General features: G+C 70.4%; 13 protein-coding genes and 1 pseudogene. 5 read left to right on the forward strand and 9 right to left on the reverse strand.

Annotation, left to right across the window (positions count from 1 at the left end; translation table 11 throughout):
• Positions 1–117: 117 nt before the first annotated feature.
• From ACH4LD_RS19460 to ACH4LD_RS19480, 5 genes are read right to left on the reverse strand one after another with little or no spacing between them, the layout of a single operon-like run.
• Positions 118–1,305 carry an NAD(P)/FAD-dependent oxidoreductase gene (locus ACH4LD_RS19460; RefSeq protein WP_398056333.1) on the reverse strand — a complete coding sequence of 396 codons (1,188 nt, stop codon included), beginning with the start codon at positions 1,303–1,305 and terminating at the stop codon, positions 118–120.
• On the reverse strand, positions 1,295–2,302 hold the full coding sequence (locus tag ACH4LD_RS19465; RefSeq protein WP_398056332.1) for an L-tyrosine 3-hydroxylase: 1,008 nt from the start codon (positions 2,300–2,302) through the stop codon (positions 1,295–1,297). The genes ACH4LD_RS19460 and ACH4LD_RS19465 overlap by 11 nt, the downstream gene beginning before the upstream one ends.
• Entirely contained in the window at positions 2,299–2,799 is a 501-nt protein-coding gene (locus ACH4LD_RS19470) for a VOC family protein (protein ID WP_398056331.1), read from the reverse strand. The genes ACH4LD_RS19465 and ACH4LD_RS19470 overlap by 4 nt, the downstream gene beginning before the upstream one ends.
• Positions 2,800–2,823: 24 nt before the next feature.
• Positions 2,824–4,626 carry a gamma-glutamyltransferase family protein gene (locus ACH4LD_RS19475; RefSeq protein ID WP_398056330.1) on the reverse strand — a complete coding sequence of 601 codons (1,803 nt, stop codon included), beginning with the start codon at positions 4,624–4,626 and terminating at the stop codon, positions 2,824–2,826.
• 9 nt (positions 4,627–4,635) lie between these two features.
• The gene (locus tag ACH4LD_RS19480) at positions 4,636–6,003 is read right to left on the reverse strand and encodes a TrpB-like pyridoxal phosphate-dependent enzyme (RefSeq protein WP_398056329.1); all 1,368 of its coding nucleotides are present in this window, start codon (positions 6,001–6,003) and stop codon (positions 4,636–4,638) included.
• A gap of 233 nt (positions 6,004–6,236) precedes the next feature.
• Here ACH4LD_RS19480 and ACH4LD_RS19485 point away from each other — a divergent pair, with 233 nt between their 5' ends.
• From ACH4LD_RS19485 to ACH4LD_RS19500, 4 genes and pseudogenes are all read left to right on the forward strand, one after another.
• Complete coding sequence (locus ACH4LD_RS19485; protein WP_398056328.1) at positions 6,237–6,611, forward strand: nuclear transport factor 2 family protein; 375 nt, start codon at positions 6,237–6,239, stop codon at positions 6,609–6,611.
• Between the two features lie 150 nt (positions 6,612–6,761).
• Positions 6,762–7,529 carry an SAVMC3_10250 family protein gene (locus ACH4LD_RS19490; RefSeq protein WP_398056327.1) on the forward strand — a complete coding sequence of 256 codons (768 nt, stop codon included), beginning with the start codon at positions 6,762–6,764 and terminating at the stop codon, positions 7,527–7,529.
• A gap of 92 nt (positions 7,530–7,621) precedes the next feature.
• Positions 7,622–7,780: pseudogene (locus tag ACH4LD_RS19495) on the forward strand (IS256 family transposase); the annotation flags it as partial.
• A gap of 32 nt (positions 7,781–7,812) precedes the next feature.
• Positions 7,813–8,613 carry an alpha/beta fold hydrolase gene (locus ACH4LD_RS19500; protein ID WP_398056326.1) on the forward strand — a complete coding sequence of 267 codons (801 nt, stop codon included), beginning with the start codon at positions 7,813–7,815 and terminating at the stop codon, positions 8,611–8,613.
• 83 nt (positions 8,614–8,696) lie between these two features.
• Here the strand turns inward: ACH4LD_RS19500 and ACH4LD_RS19505 are convergent, their stop codons facing one another.
• A complete protein-coding gene (locus ACH4LD_RS19505) occupies positions 8,697–9,566 on the reverse strand; it encodes an acyl-CoA thioesterase II (protein WP_132788283.1) in 870 nt (289 codons plus the stop codon).
• A gap of 40 nt (positions 9,567–9,606) precedes the next feature.
• Positions 9,607–12,120: a DUF3516 domain-containing protein gene (locus ACH4LD_RS19510; protein WP_398056325.1), complete on the reverse strand. Its 2,514-nt coding sequence runs from the start codon at positions 12,118–12,120 to the stop codon at positions 9,607–9,609.
• 145 nt (positions 12,121–12,265) lie between these two features.
• Between ACH4LD_RS19510 and ACH4LD_RS19515 the strand changes: the two genes are divergently transcribed.
• Positions 12,266–13,060, forward strand: a complete 795-nt coding sequence (locus tag ACH4LD_RS19515) for a metal-dependent hydrolase (protein ID WP_398056324.1) — start codon at positions 12,266–12,268, stop codon at positions 13,058–13,060.
• Between the two features lie 32 nt (positions 13,061–13,092).
• Here ACH4LD_RS19515 and ACH4LD_RS19520 read toward each other — a convergent pair whose 3' ends face one another.
• Positions 13,093–13,356 (reverse strand): type B 50S ribosomal protein L31, encoded by a 264-nt coding sequence (locus ACH4LD_RS19520; RefSeq protein ID WP_014671210.1) that lies wholly within the window; start codon positions 13,354–13,356, stop codon positions 13,093–13,095.
• 50 nt (positions 13,357–13,406) lie between these two features.
• Positions 13,407–13,874: a DUF5709 domain-containing protein gene (locus ACH4LD_RS19525; protein ID WP_103815734.1), complete on the reverse strand. Its 468-nt coding sequence runs from the start codon at positions 13,872–13,874 to the stop codon at positions 13,407–13,409.
• Between the last annotated feature and the right edge of the window lie 635 nt (positions 13,875–14,509).

The raw sequence follows: 14,509 nt of genomic DNA on the forward strand, positions 1-14,509 counted from the left end.
CAGGCCGTGTCACGCAGTGGCCCGACCTCGGCCGGACGCCCGCCCGGGTGAACCGGAAAGGCGGTGCGAGCCGGATGTTCGGACCGCACCGCCTCCCTCATGAGGGGGACACCTGTCCTACTCCCGGTCGTCGAACCGTTCCGGGGCGAACGGGTCGGCACCCGCCGGTCGCCGGCCGGACACGAGGTACTCCGTCAGGAGCCGGGCCGTGCCCGGTGCCAACGGCATGCCGTCGATGCCGAACCCGGTCAGGAGCCACAGTCCCGCGGCCCCGGACGCCGGGCCGACAATGGGCAGACCGTCGGGGGACATGGGGCGCACACCCGACCACGCCGCGCGCACCGGTGTCTTGGCCAGCACCGGGGCGTGCCGGGCCGCCGCCGCCGCGATCAGCGGGACCGCCACGTCGCCGTCCCGTACGTCATCGAGCTGGAGTGCCGGACCACTGCTGGAACCGAGCACCACCTCTCCACCCGGCAACGGCTGCAACGAGAAGACCACCTGAGTGGCCGTGGCCTCGGGAGCGGCGATGTCGGCCAACAGCGGGGGGCCGTTGCGCCTCAGGCCGACCGGGCCGTGCCAGGTGGACTGCATCAGGGTGTGGCGGAACACCGCGCCCGTGACCGGCGCGGTGCGCAGCAGCCAGCCACGTGCCCCGAACACCGGCACATCGCTGCCGGCCTGCTGAGTCAGGCTCCGTGACCACGGCCCCGCCGCGAGCACCACGTTTCCCGCCGCCAGTGGCCCGTCGTCCGTGACCACACCGGTGACCCGGTCGCCGGCCGTGGTCAGACCCCGGACCGGTGCGTGCGTCCGGATCTCGGCGCCCGCGCGGGCGGCCCGCCCGGCCAGGGCCGCGGCGGCCAGTACCGGGTGGAGGGCGTACGCCCCCTCGACGATCACCGCTCCCGCCAGGTCAGGCGCGAGACCGGGTTCCAGATCCCGCAGTTCATCAGTGCTGACCGCGTGGGCCGGGAACCCGGCCGCGGACAGCGCGTGGCCGTGGGCGTGGGCCCGGTCCATGTCCTCCGCGCCCGCGGCGACCAGCAGGTAGCCGTGCGGGCGGAACCTGAACGGCACCTCGCTCTCCAGTCCGGCCTGTTCGTAGTAGGCCACCGCCTCGGCGAACAGCCCGCCGCACGCGGGCAGCGGACTGGGGAGCAGACCGCCCTGGTTGCGGCCGGTCGCACCGCCGGCCAGGGCGCCGCGCTCCAGCAGAAGCACGCTCAGCCCCTGCCCGGCCAGCCGCTCGGCGACCGTGCAGCCCGCTATACCGCCGCCGACCACGATCACGTCATGTGCCATGGGATCCGCTTCCTTCCAACGGGTGCTGGTACACGCGGGTGGGGGACGGAGCGCGTGCCTCGGGAGTGGTGAGCCGCACGCAGTCGCGGGCGATCCTGCCGAGGAGCTGGGGAACGGTGCGCTCGATCTCCTCGACCCGTGCCGTCCGCAGTGCGTCCGGCTTCTCGGCCCGGCTGGAGGCGGCGGCCGGGTACAGGCCGTTGGCCGCCAGGTCGTCCCGCACCACCCGTATCCGGCGCAGGAGCTGGGCGGCGACCTCCGCGGGCGAACAGGGCGCGCGGAGGGTGAGGAAGTACGTGTCGAACAGAACTGCCCGGACGTCGCGCGGCAGGGCCCGGCCGTCGCCCGCCGCCGACTGGAGCAACGAGGGGGCGTCGGGCACCAGCTTCGCGGCGATGCCTTCGTGCACGGCGTCGTTGAGCGCGCACTCGTCGAGCAGGACGTCTGCCCAGCCGCCCCAGGCTTCGGGGAGCCGCCCCCGCAACAAGGCCCGCACGGGGCCGTAGTCACGCGCCCAGGCACCGCTGAACGCGGGATGGTGCAGTGCCATGCTCGGCCGGATGATCCGGTGGTAGACGTCCCGGGTGCACGACGCCGTGTACAGCAGCATGGCCGAGTAGCCGCGCATCAGTCGGGCCGCGGCGGACACCTCCTCCGGTGGCGCTGGGACGGCGGCCTCGGCGGCCCGCCGTCCCAGCTCCTGCCAGAGCATGAAGGTGAGTTGGTGACCGGTGATCCACCGGAACCAGAACAGCTGCTCCTCGGAGCCCGCGGCACCCAGTGGCACCAGGGCACCCGGATCGACCGCACCAGGCTCCGTGCGGGTGCGGGGGGTGCCGAGGAGTTCCGCGTACCGTCGGGTCAGGTGACCGTCGCCGTTGCTCGGCACTGGGGCGGGCGGCAGCACCAGAGGTTCGAGCCCGTAGGCGCGGCCGCCGTACTCGGCGACGCCGGCTTCCAGCAGACCGGTGGTCGAGTTGCCGTCCAGCGCGCTCACCGTCCCTCTGCCTCCACCGGTATGTGGGTGAACTCGTACTCCAGCCCGTTGACGTCGTAGGCGTAGAAGCTGCTCACCCCGTCCGAGTCCACGACGATCTCCGTCGATGGCTCGGGACGGGCGAAGACGTAGCGTCCGGAGGCGAACAACCGCTGCCAGCGGTCCCGCCAGGCCCGTAACTCCTCGGCCGTCGCCGCGGCCATGCACACATGCTGGAACTGGAACGTGTCCGGATGCGGGAGGGAGTAGGCGGCCGAGCGGGTGAACAGATGGAACCGCATGCCGGCGGCGGCCACCTCGGTCAGCCGGGTGATGCCGGGCAGGCGGTCGCGGGTCAGGTCGGAGAAGGTGTCGAGGGTCCAGGTGGCGGTGCCACGGAAGAAGTCGGTGTACCACGCGACACAGTTGTCGAGGTCGGCCGTTTCGACCGCCAGGTGGTGCAGTCCGGCCCGCAGGGCTCGACCGGCCGCTGGGGGTCCGTCAACAGGGAGGGGCACGGTTCGGGAATCCTTTCCGATGGTTCATCGGGCGACGGCGTACGCCTGCTCGCCGCGCGGTGACGCTGCGGCGCGCAGCAGGCCGTCACCCGGTTCGACACCCACGGCGCACACCTTGCCCAGCGACCAGTCCGGTACGGAGACCAGAGCGTGCCCGCGGCGGGTGAGGCCGGCTGCGGCCTCGTCGCTGCGACGGCTTTCGATGCGTACCGCGAGCGGCCGGTGTGTACGGGGCGTGAACGAGGAGGGGACGTGCTCGGAGTGGAAGGCGAGGGTCTCGGCGGCGCGTTGCAGGTCCAGTCCGAACTCCGCGTGGGCCAGGAAGAACCCCAGCGTCCACTGGTCCTGCTGGTCCCCGCCCGGCGTGCCGAACGCCAGCCGGGCCTGGCCGTCCTGGACGACGAGGGTCGGGCTCAGGGTCGTACGGGGGCGCTTGCCCGGTGCCAGGGAGTTGGGGTGGCCCTCCTCCAACCAGGCCATCTGGCCCCGAGTGCCCAGTGGGAAGCCGAGCCCCGGGACCACGGGGGAACTCTTCAGCCAGCCGCCGCTGGGCGTCGCGGCCACCATGTTGCCGTGCCGGTCGGTGACCGTCAGGCAGCAAGTGTCACCGCGGGCCTCGGTCGCCGCCACGACCGGGGGAACCACCGTGGGTAGTCCGTCGTACAACTGGCCCTGCCAGGAGGGTCCGACGGGCGGTTCCGCACGGTCCAGCGGCGGGATCCGTGGCGGCCGTCCCGCCGGCGCACCGGGACGCAGCGTGTCGGAGGCGCGGTCGCCGACCAGTCGTCGGCGCTCTTCGGCGTAGTCACCGGCCAGCAGCGCGGACAACGGTACGTCGGTGAAGTCCGGGTCGCCGTACCAGGCCTCCCTGTCCGCATAGGCCAGCTTGGCGCACTCGATCACGGTGTGCAGATAGTCGGCGCTGTCCAGGCCCATCGCCGCGAGGTCGAACCCCTCCAGCAGGGCGAGTTGCTGGAGGAACACCGGGCCCTGCGACCAGGGGCCCGGCTTGTGCACCTCCAGACCCCGGTAGGCGCGGTGGACCGTGGCCTCCGTACGCGGTTCCCAGCGAGCCATGTCGTCGCCGGTCAGCAGGCCCGGGTGCCGCCTGCCCGTGGCGTCCAGGGCGGCGGTGCGCAGATGCGCGTCGATGGCCTCGGCGACGAAGCCGCCGTAGAACGCCTGGTGGGCGGCGCGTATCTGCTGCTCACGGCCGGGTCCGGCGGCCTCGGCTTCCTTGATGATCCGCCGGTAGGTCTCGGCCAGCGCCGGGTTGCGCAGCCGGGAACGGGGCCGGGGCGGCGCGCCGTCCACCAGATACGTGCGGCCGGACTGCGTCCATTCGTCACGGAACAGCTCCGCGAGAACGGCGATGGCCTCGGCCGCCTTCGGCAGGACCGGGTAACCGTCCGCCGCGTAACCGACGGCGTACTGGAGGACCTGCGCGAGCCGCATCGTGCCATGTTCCTCCAGCAGCCGCAGCCAGGCCCCGAACGCGCCGGGGACGGTGGCCGGGAGCAGACCGGAGCCGGGGATCCGGGGCAGGCCCAGCGCCCGGAACGCCTCCGGTGTCGCCGCCTGCGGCATCGGCCCCTGCCCGCAGATCACCTGGGCGCGACCCGATGCGGCGTCGAAGAAGAGGATCGGCACATCGCCGCCAGGCCCGTTCAGATGGGGTTCCACCACCTGGAGTACGAAGCCTGTCGCGGCGGCGGCGTCGAAAGCGTTGCCACCGGCCTCCAGGGTCGCCATGCCCGCCGCGGAGGCCAGCCAGTGTGTCGAGGACACCGCGCCGAACGTACCCCGCAGTTCGGGACGCGTCGCCATGACCGCCCCTCAGACCGAGGCGGAGGGCGACGGCAGATCGCTCAGGCTTGCCGCGATCTGCTCGTCCGTGACCGTCGGATTCTCCATCGTCCCGGCCAGGAAGGAGTCGAAGGCGGCCAGGTCGAAGTTGCCGTGCCCGGAGATGTTGAACAGGATGACCCGTTCCTCCCCGGCCTCGCGGGCAGCCAGCGCCTCGACGAGCGCCGCCTTCAGCCCGTGCGACGACTCGGGGGCGATGACGAAGCCCTCGCTCCGCGCGAAGCGCACCGCCGCATCGAAGATCTCTGTCTGGGGAAAGGCCCGGGCCTCCACCAGACCGTGCTCCTTCAGCAGGCACAGGCTGGGCGCGTCGCCGTGGTAGCGGAGGCCGCCGGCGTGGATGGAGCCGGGGATGAAGCCGTGTCCCAGGGTGTGCATGTACAGGGGCGGGGTCAGGCCGGTGGTGTCCGGGTAGTCGTAGGCCAGCTTGCCGCGGGTGAGTGTGGGGCATGCCTCGGGCTCGGCGGCGACGAACCGGGTCCGCGGGCGTTCGCCGCTCAGCCGGTCCCGCAGGAACGGGTAGGCGAGCCCAGCGTAGTTGGATCCGCCGCCGACGCAGCCGATCACCACATCGGGGTACTCGCCCATGATCTCCATCTGCTTCCTGGCCTCCAGACCGATCACGGTCTGGTGCAGCAGCACGTTGTTCATGATGGAGCCCAGCGCGAACTTGGTGTCGTCGCGGCTCAGCGCGTCCGCCACGGCCTCGCTGATGGCGATGCCGATGCTGCCGGGCGAGTCCGGGTCCTGGGCCAGGACCTGACGGCCGGCCTCGGTCCGCCGGGTGGGCGAGGCGTAGACCTGGGCGCCCCAACTCTGCATCAGCGACTTGCGGTAGGGCTTCTGCTCGAAGGACGCGCGGACCATGTAGACGTTCACTTCCAGGCCGAACAGAGCACCGGCGAACGACAGCGCGGAACCCCACTGGCCTGCCCCGGTCTCCGTCGTCAGCCGGCGGACGCCCTCCTCGGCGGCGTAGTACGCCTGGACGACCGCGGTGTTCGGCTTGTGCGAGCCCGAGGGGGAGACACCCTCGAACTTGAAGTAGATGTGTGCCGGGGTGTCGAGCGCGCGCTCCAGTCGCTCCGCCCTGACCAGCGGGGAGGGCCGCCAGATCTTGTAGACGTCCCGCACCCGCTCCGGGATCTCCACCCAGCGGTCCTGAGTGAACTCGTGCTCGATGACCTTCTGCGGAAGCAGGTCGACCAGATCCCCGGGCTGTAGCGGAGCCATCGTCATGGGGTTGAGAGGGCCGGGGAGAGGCGTGGGAAGATCGGGAAGGATGTTGTACCAACGGTCGGGCAGGTCGGTCTCGGAAAGCAGGACTCGCTTCAACACCGGTGATTCCCTTCGAACGCCACGACATTCCTGTTGCAGAATCATAGGAAGAGGAAAGCCGGACAGCTTCGCCCTTTCTGCCTGCTTGCGGGGATGAGCACTCCGCAGATCTGACTAGTCACAAATGCGCACGACTCTCCACCCTGCCCGGATGCAAACTGGCTGCTCGAATGCACTGCGAGTCGCACCTGCCAAGCTTGTGGCATCAAGGCGGGCCCTGGGCGGAGGAACACGTGGCGGCAACTGACACGGACGTCATTCGTGAACTGGAGAAACGCCGTTTCGGCACCCTTGTGGCACACGACCTCGCAGGCTTCGCCAATCTCTGTCATCCCGACCTCACCTACGTTCATTCGAGCGGAACCCTGGACACACTCGATTCGTTCGTCGAGAAGTGCGAGAATTCCCATTACGTGTACCATCGAATCGATCATCTTGTGGAGAGCGTCAAGGTGATCGGCGACACCGCCGTGGTAGTCAGCGACATGCATATCGACATCACCGCGGGGGGAGTGCGAAGAGAATTGACCAACCGCGCGCTCGGAGTGTGGACCCGTGTCGATGGCGGATGGAGGTTCCTCGCGCACCAAGCCACGCCGAAGCGGTAGGGGGCTGGGCGTCGCCATTGTCCACGCCCCGCTGCCGACGTCGCCGCAGCCCGGCCACTTCGGGCGCGTGCCTGCGTTCTCACGGCGGCCGCGCCACAGTCCCCACGGCCCGGACCCTAGAATCAGGGCACTCGACATGGGGGTGGCTCGATGCAGGAATTGGTCTACTTGTCGGACGCCAAGTTGCGGCAGTTCGTCCCCGAAGGGAGGCCCTTGACCTGGCTCCGCCGCCTCACCAGGGCACGCATGGATGTCACAACGCCCGCAGGAGGGGGTGGCGTCGAGGTAGAGCTGGCAGAGCCCCAGAACGGGCAGAGCGTCCCAGACCGTCTCGCTGCGGTGATGAAGCATCTCGACGAGCGCTCACTCTGGTACCAGGACCCAGGGGCTCGTGCGGGACGGTGGGTGTACTTCGAAGCCCCCTTCAACACCGTTGTCGTAGAAACCGGTGAGAGCTCGAAAACCGTCTTGTTTCTGGACTCGATGGCAACGAGGGCGAACGAGTCGGAGCGCGACGGGGTCGGGCTCCTCCTTCATGGCAGTGCCCGCCATTTGCGAGTCGATATGTCCTCCACCATCTCCCGAACTTCACTGTACGGTATCGTGGGAAGTGGGCTTCACATGGCCACGCGTCGTCTTGAATCAACTCCTCCGCTTCCAGCGGCGGAACGCCTGCTTGAGACAGAAATCGAACCTGTTGAACTGCCGGGCGCCGAGCGGAACAGGTTCTTGGCAAGATTCATTCAGGCGAGCAGTATGAGCCCTGAAACTGCGGCTTGGATGCGCGGTTACGCACGGGTGACGATGCGAGCGGACCGACCCGAGCACCGTTTCGGACTGCCATCGGTGCTCGCGGCGACACCGCTGTACGTCGAGTATGCGCACGACCTACCTGAGTCGGGCGAGGTATGCCGCTGACCGGCCAGGCGAGTGCGGCAGTCAGCGGGGATCGGTGTCCTGGCCGTCGGCATGCCGGCGGCCAGTGCCGTCGTCCACGCGCAGGCGGTCGCCCCGTAGCCCGTTGTGCCGGCGTTCCGGTCAAGCTCGTCGAGTCCGCCCAGCAGCCGTGGCGGGCCGTGAACGCGCCCCACCTCGTCGCCCTCGTCCAGGCTAGGGCCCGCTTCGAACGCGGCCGGCTCGTCGAGCGCACCGAGGCGGTTGCGGCATGATCAGGGCCAGCCGATTTCCCTGGGGGGCCGACGTGGCATGGTCTGAACACGTGGTGGTGCGAGAGGGTGTCCGGATTTCCTGCCGGGACTGGGGCGGGCCGGGACAGCCCATCGTGTTGTTGCACGGCCTGGCCGGTCACGCGGGTGAATGGGACGTACTGGCACGGAGGTTGAGTTCCCGGTATCGGGTCGTCGCGGTCGACCAGCGCGGGCACGGCGCCAGCGAGCGCCACCCGCAGGACGTCTCCCGCGCCGCCTACGTCGCCGACGTCATCGCCGTTGTCGATCAGCTGGTGCTGCAGCGGCCCGTCCTGGTCGGCCAGTCGCTGGGCGGACACACCGCCATGCTCACCGCCGCCGCACATCCCGAAGCCGTCCGCGCGCTCGTGCTCGTCGAGGCCGGCCCCGGCGGACCGAACCCGAACGGCCCTGTAGACATCGGCGGATGGCTCGACTCATGGCCGACACCGTTCCCCTCACGCGAAGCGGCAGCCGCGTTCCTCGGCGGCGGACCGGTCGGCGCGGGCTGGGCGGCCGGGCTGGAGGAACGCGAGGGCGGATGGTGGCCCCGCTTCGACCGGGACGTCATGGTCCGCTCGCTGGCGGAGAACGCCCAGCGTTCCTTCCGGCACGAGTGGGGGCAGGTCGCGTGCCCCACCCTGGTCGTCCTGGCCCAGTCCAGCTTCATCCCCGCGCGGGAAGCCGACGAGATGCTCCGGCAGCGACCCGCCACCATGGCCATGAGCATCCCCGGCACCGGCCACGACCTGCATCTGGAACAGCCCGAGATCCTGCACACCGCGCTCACGGGCTTCCTTGAGGGCCTCGGCTGAAACTCCTGCGCGGCCACAGGACACTGAAAGGCCAACCAGCCGCGTCCCCCACCTCACAGGGCAATACAACGCGAGACCGCAGGTCAGCCCAGCTTCCGGAACAGTCCCTCCTGGACCACGGACACGATCAGTTGCCCCTGGAGGTTGTAGATGCGGCCCCTGGCGAGGCCGCGGCCGCCCACCGCGATCGGCGACTCCTGGTCGTACAGGAACCACTCGTCCGCGCGGAACGGCCGGTGGAACCACATGGCGTGGTCGAGCGAGGCCATGTCGAAGTTCCGCGGTCCCCACAGGGGCTCCACCGGGAGGCGCACCGCGTCCAGGAGGGTCATGTCGCTGGCGTAGGTGAGCGCGCACGTGTGGACCAGCGGGTCGTCACCGAGCGGGCCGACGGCGCGCATCCACACGGCGCTGCGCGGCTCGGCGCCGTCGATCTCCTCGGCGTTCCAGCGCAGCCGGTCGACGTACCGGATGTCGAACGGCTGGCGGCGCGCCATCCGCTCCAACTGCTCGGGCAGGGCTCCCAGATGCTTGCGGATCTCCTCGGAGACCGTCGGCAGCGACTCGGGGTCCGGCACCTCGCGGGCCGGCGGCAGCTGGTGCTCGAACGGTCCTTCCTCGGGCTTGTGGAAGGAGGCGGTCAGATTGAAGATCGTGCGGCCCTGCTGTACGGCCGTGACCCGGCGCGTCGTGAAGGAGCGTCCGTCGCGGACCCGCTCCACCTGGTACACGATCGGCACGCCCGGCCGGCCCGGGCGCAGGAAGTACGCGTGCAGCGAGTGCACCGGGCGCTCGCCGTCCGTGGTGCGGCCGGCGGCGACCAGCGCCTGGCCCGCCACCTGGCCGCCGAAGACCCGTTGCAGGGACTCCTGCGGGCTGCGGCCACGGAAGATGTTGACCTCTATCTGCTCCAGGTCGAGGAGGTCGACCAGTCTCTCGGCCGGATTCGTCATCGGTGGGGTTCTCCTTGGCTTGCCACTGGCCGGGGACGGTTCACAGCTGGCCGACGTCGGTGACGCGGACGATCGCGCGCCCCTCGGCGTCGGAAGCCGCGAGGTCGATCTCCGCGCTGATGCCCCAGTCGTGGTCGCCGTTCGGGTCGTCGAAGATCTGGCGGACGCGCCAGAGGCCGTTCTCCGGCTCCTCGTGGATGACGAGCAGCTTCGGGCCGCGGGCGTCGGGCCCGGTGCCGAGGTCGTCGTACTCGTCCCAGTACTTGTCCATCGCCTCGCCCCACGCCTCGGCGTCCCATCCGGACTCGGCGTCCAGCTCGCCGAGTTCCTCGACCTGGTCCAGGGCGGCCAGCTCCACGCGGCGGAACATGGCGTTGCGGACCAGGACGCGGAAGGCGCGGGCGTTGGTGGTGACCGGCTTGACCTCGTCCGCCTTCTCCTGGGCCTCCTCGGCGGTCATCTCCTCCGGGTTGGCGAGCTGCTCCCACTCGTCCAGCAGGCTGGAGTCGACCTGGCGCACCATCTCGCCCAGCCACTCGATCAGATCCTGCAGATCCTCGGACTTCAGGTCGTCCGGGATGGTGTGGTCCAGGGTCTTGTAGGCGCTGGCGAGGTAGCGCAGGACGATGCCCTCGGTGCGGGCCAGCTCGTAGAAGGACACCAGCTCGGTGAAGGACAGGGCCCGCTCGTACATGTCCCGGACCACCGACTTCGGCGACAGCGGGTGGTCGCCGACCCACGGGTGGCTCTTGCGGTAGGTGTTGTACGCGTGGAAGAGCAGCTCTTCCAGCGGCTTCGGGTACGTGACGTCCTGGAGCCGCTCCATGCGCTCCTCGTACTCGACGCCGTCCGCCTTCATCGCGGCCACGGCCTCGCCGCGCGCCTTGTTCTGCTGGGCGACGAGGATCTGCCGGGGGTCGTCCAGGGTGGATTCGACGACGGAGACCATGTCGAGCGCGTAGGACGGCGATTCGGGGTCGAGGAGTTCGAACGCGGCCAGGGCGAACGTGGACAGTGGCTGGTTCAGCGCGAAGTCCTGCTGGAGGTCGACGGTGAGCCGGACGATGCGGCCCTCGGCATCCGGCTTGTCCAGCTTCTCCACGATCCCGCCGTCCAGCAGCGAGCGGTAGATCGCGATCGCCCGGCGGATGTGCCGCAACTGCTGCCGGCGCGGCTCGTGGTTGTCCTCCAGAAGATGGCGCATCGCCTCGAACGCGTTGCCCGGCCGGGCGATCACCGACAGCAGCATCGTGTGCGTCACGCGGAATCGCGAGGTCAGCGGCTCCGGCTCCGACTCGATCAGCTTCTGGAAGGTGTTCTCCGTCCAGCCGACGAAGCCCTCCGGCGCCTTCTTGCGCACCACCTTGCGCCGCTTCTTCGGGTCGTCGCCCGCCTTCGCCAGCGCCTTCTCGTTCTCGATGACGTGCTCAGGCGCCTGTGCGACCACGAGCCCCGCCGTGTCGAAGCCGGCCCGGCCGGCCCGGCCCGCGATCTGATGGAACTCACGGGCCCGCAGCGTGCGCACGCGACTGCCGTCGTACTTGGTCAGCGCGGTGAACAGCACCGTGCGGATCGGTACGTTGACGCCCACGCCGAGCGTGTCCGTGCCGCAGATGACCTTGAGCAGACCGGCCTGGGCGAGCTTCTCCACCAGGCGCCGGTACTTGGGCAGCATGCCGGCGTGGTGCACGCCGATGCCGTGTCGGACGTAGCGCGAGAGGTTACGACCGAACTTGGTCGTGAAGCGGAAGTTGCCGATCAACTCGGCGATCTGGTCCTTCTCCTCGCGCGAGCACATGTTGATGCTCATGAGCGCCTGCGCCCGCTCCACGGCCTGCGCCTGCGTGAAGTGCACGATGTACACCGGCGCCTGCTTGCTCTCCAGCAGCTCGGTGAGCGTCTCGGTGAGCGGGGTCAGTTTGTACTCGTAGGAGAGGGGCACCGGGCGGGTCGCCGAACGGACCACCGACGTGGGGCGGCCGGTGCGGCGGGTGAGGTCCTTCTCGAAGAAGGACACATCGCCCAGAGTGGCCGACATCAGGATGAACTGCGCCTGTGGCAGTTCCAGCAGCGGGATCTGCCAGGCCCAGCCGCGGTCACCCTCGGCGTAGAAGTGGAACTCGTCCATGACGACCTGGCCGACATCGGCGTCCTTGCCGTCGCGCAGCGCGATCGATGCCAGCACCTCGGCGGTGCAGCAGATGACGGGCGCGTCGGCGTTCACGGAGGCGTCGCCGGTGAGCATGCCGACGTTCTCGGTGCCGAAGAGCTTGCACAGCTCGAAGAACTTCTCCGACACCAGGGCCTTGATCGGCGCCGTGTAGAAGGTGACCTCGTCCCGGGCCAGCGCGGCGAAATGCGCGCCCGCGGCGATCATGCTCTTGCCGGAACCGGTGGGCGTCGAGACGATCACGTTCGCCCCGGAGACCACCTCGATCAGCGCCTCTTCCTGGTGGGGGTAGAGGGTGAGGCCGCGCTCCTGCGCCCACGACTCGAAGGCTTCGTACAGGGCGTCGGGGTCGGCGGTCGGCGGCAGCTGATCGATGAGGGTCACGCCCCCATCTTGCCTGGCCTTGAGCCCGAGCGGGGAATCGGCTGGGGATGCGAAGATCACGACCGCTACGCTGTGTCGCCGACGCGGCGTCAGCGCACCAGGTCAACTGGTCAGCGGCACACGAGGAATGGGGCGGGAAGCGGCCATGATGGGACCAGCACACTCACTGTCGGGGGCCGCGGCCTGGCTCGGCGTCGGAGCCGCCACCGCGGCGGCCGGACACCCGATGCCCTGGCCGGTCCTCCTCTCCGGCGCCCTGATCTGCGCCGGCGCCGCACTCGCCCCGGACCTCGATCACAAGGCCGCCACCATCTCCCGGGCCTTCGGCCCGCTCTCCCGCTGGCTCTGCGAGATCGTGGACAAGCTGTCCTACGCGGTCTACAAGGCGACCAGGAAGCAGGGCGACCCGCGCCGCTCCGGCGGGCACCGCACGCTGACGCACACCTGGCTGTGGGCCGTTCTGATCGGCGCCGGCTGCTCGGCCGCCGCGATCACGGGGGGCCGCTGGGCGGTGCTGGCGATCCTGTTCGCGCACATGGTGCTCGCCATCGAAGGTCTGCTGTGGCGGGCGGCCCGGGGCTCCAGCAGCGATGTCCTGGTCTGGCTGCTGGCGGCGACCAGCGCGTGGATCCTGGCGGGCGTGCTGGACAAACCGGGCAACGGCTCCGACTGGCTGTTCACCGAGCCCGGGCAGGAGTACCTCTGGCTGGGGCTGCCGATCGTGCTGGGCGCGCTGGTGCACGACATCGGGGACGCGCTGACCGTGTCCGGCTGCCCGATCCTGTGGCCGATACCGATCGGCCGCAAGCGCTGGTACCCGCTGGGGCCGCCCAAGGCGATGCGGTTCCGGGCGGGCAGCTGGGTGGAGCTGAAGGTGCTGATGCCGGCGTTCATGCTGCTCGGCGGAGCGGGCTGTGCAGCCGCCCTCAACCTGATCTGACGGGGCCCCGGAGGGTGGGGACACCCACCTGGTCAGGTCGCCTCGCCCGCGTCCGCCGCACCGTACCGGCGCTCGAAGCGGGCGATGCGGCCCTCGGTGTCGACCGTGCGGGCCTTGCCCGTGTAGAAGGGATGGCTCTCCGAGGAGATCTCCACATCGATCACCGGGTAGGTCTGGCCGTCGTCCCACTCGATGGTCTGCTCGCTCCGCGCCGTGGACCGGGTCAGGAAGGCGTAGCCGGCGGCGCGGTCACGGAAGACCACGGGGTGGTAGTCGGGGTGTTTGTCCTGCTGCATGGCGGCTCCTTGCGCGGGGCGCTCGGGACGGGGGCGGCCGAAGGCCGGGCTCAGCCGGGGAGGGAGTCCTCGTCGACGATGTGCATCGCGGCTTCCTCCGCGGAGGCGGCGGCACCGTCGATGCCGACGTCGGTCGCGACGAGGGCGGCCTCCTCGTCCTCGTGCGCACCCTCGTCGGGGGCCACCAGCCGGCCGGAGCGGAAGTTGCCGACCTCGTTGTCCAGAGGCTCGCCGTCCGTGCCGTCGACGTCGCCGATGCCGTCGCCGTCGGGAGCGGCGAGGTCCGGCTGCTCCTCGGCGAGCCGCTGGTCGAGGGTCTCACCCGCCTGGCGTTCGGCCGCCGTCACGCCGGTGTGCTCGACCGCCCACGGGCGCTCCGGAGGGGACCAGCCGCGGTCGAGGGGTTCGGCGACGCCGTCGAAATCCAGGGTGTCCTCGACGTCGAGCACCCCCGAGTCCTCCGGGATCTCCGAGGGATCGGGCTGGTAGACGTCGTCCCCCCAGCCGTCCGTGTCCACGACTACCTCCAGGTGGTGAGCACGGCCCGGTGCCGTCCCAGTGGGCGGCGGACCGTCGGCACGCAGGGCTCGGGGACACACCGAGAACCGCCAGGTTCCCGGACACACCCCGACCCGGTGCCGCTTTCCAGCCTTCCACCCCTGCTCGGCACCGCGCAACGGCACGGGTCCCGGCGGGACCGCGCGCCCACGCACCCAGGGCCTGGCCGGACTCGCCGGGGCCCGGCCCCGGCAACCCGGCGGCCGGACAACCCGGTGCCGTCCCGGTGCCCTGGGGCCGACAGCGGCGACGGCTTCCACGCCGCGAGGGCGGGCTTCGCCAGCGGTCGAGCCGACCGAGGGGCGCGACGGGGCCGGGCCGATCAAGCGGACCGAGTGGGGGCCGAGCCGGCCGAGCCGATACGACTGCACCGGCCCGGCCGTCCTCATCGCCCTTGCCGTCACCGCGACCCTCATAGCCGCCGCCGGCCCGGCGACCCTGACTGTCCCAACGACGTCATCGCCCCGCCGCCCCGGCGGTCCTCATCGCTCCCACCGTCACAGCGACCCTTGTCGCCCCAGTCACCCCCACCGACCCAGCAGCCCCAGTACCCCCTACCACCTCCGTCGGCCAAGCCGCCTCCCTCGCTGCGGCC

Origin of the sequence: Streptomyces sp. NPDC017676 (assembly GCF_044329325.1) — a bacterium.
Taxonomy (GTDB): Bacteria; Actinomycetota; Actinomycetes; order Streptomycetales; family Streptomycetaceae; genus Streptomyces.

Coding starts and splice junctions, on each gene's coding strand:
- ACH4LD_RS19515 (WP_398056324.1), top strand. CDS start 12,266: ATGATGGGACCAGCACACTCACTGTCGGGGGCCGCGGCCTGGCTCGGC.
- ACH4LD_RS19520 (WP_014671210.1), bottom strand. CDS start 13,356: ATGCAGCAGGACAAACACCCCGACTACCACCCCGTGGTCTTCCGTGAC.
- ACH4LD_RS19505 (WP_132788283.1), bottom strand. CDS start 9,566: ATGACGAATCCGGCCGAGAGACTGGTCGACCTCCTCGACCTGGAGCAG.
- ACH4LD_RS19460 (WP_398056333.1), bottom strand. CDS start 1,305: ATGGCACATGACGTGATCGTGGTCGGCGGCGGTATAGCGGGCTGCACG.
- ACH4LD_RS19475 (WP_398056330.1), bottom strand. CDS start 4,626: ATGGCGACGCGTCCCGAACTGCGGGGTACGTTCGGCGCGGTGTCCTCG.
- ACH4LD_RS19490 (WP_398056327.1), top strand. CDS start 6,762: ATGCAGGAATTGGTCTACTTGTCGGACGCCAAGTTGCGGCAGTTCGTC.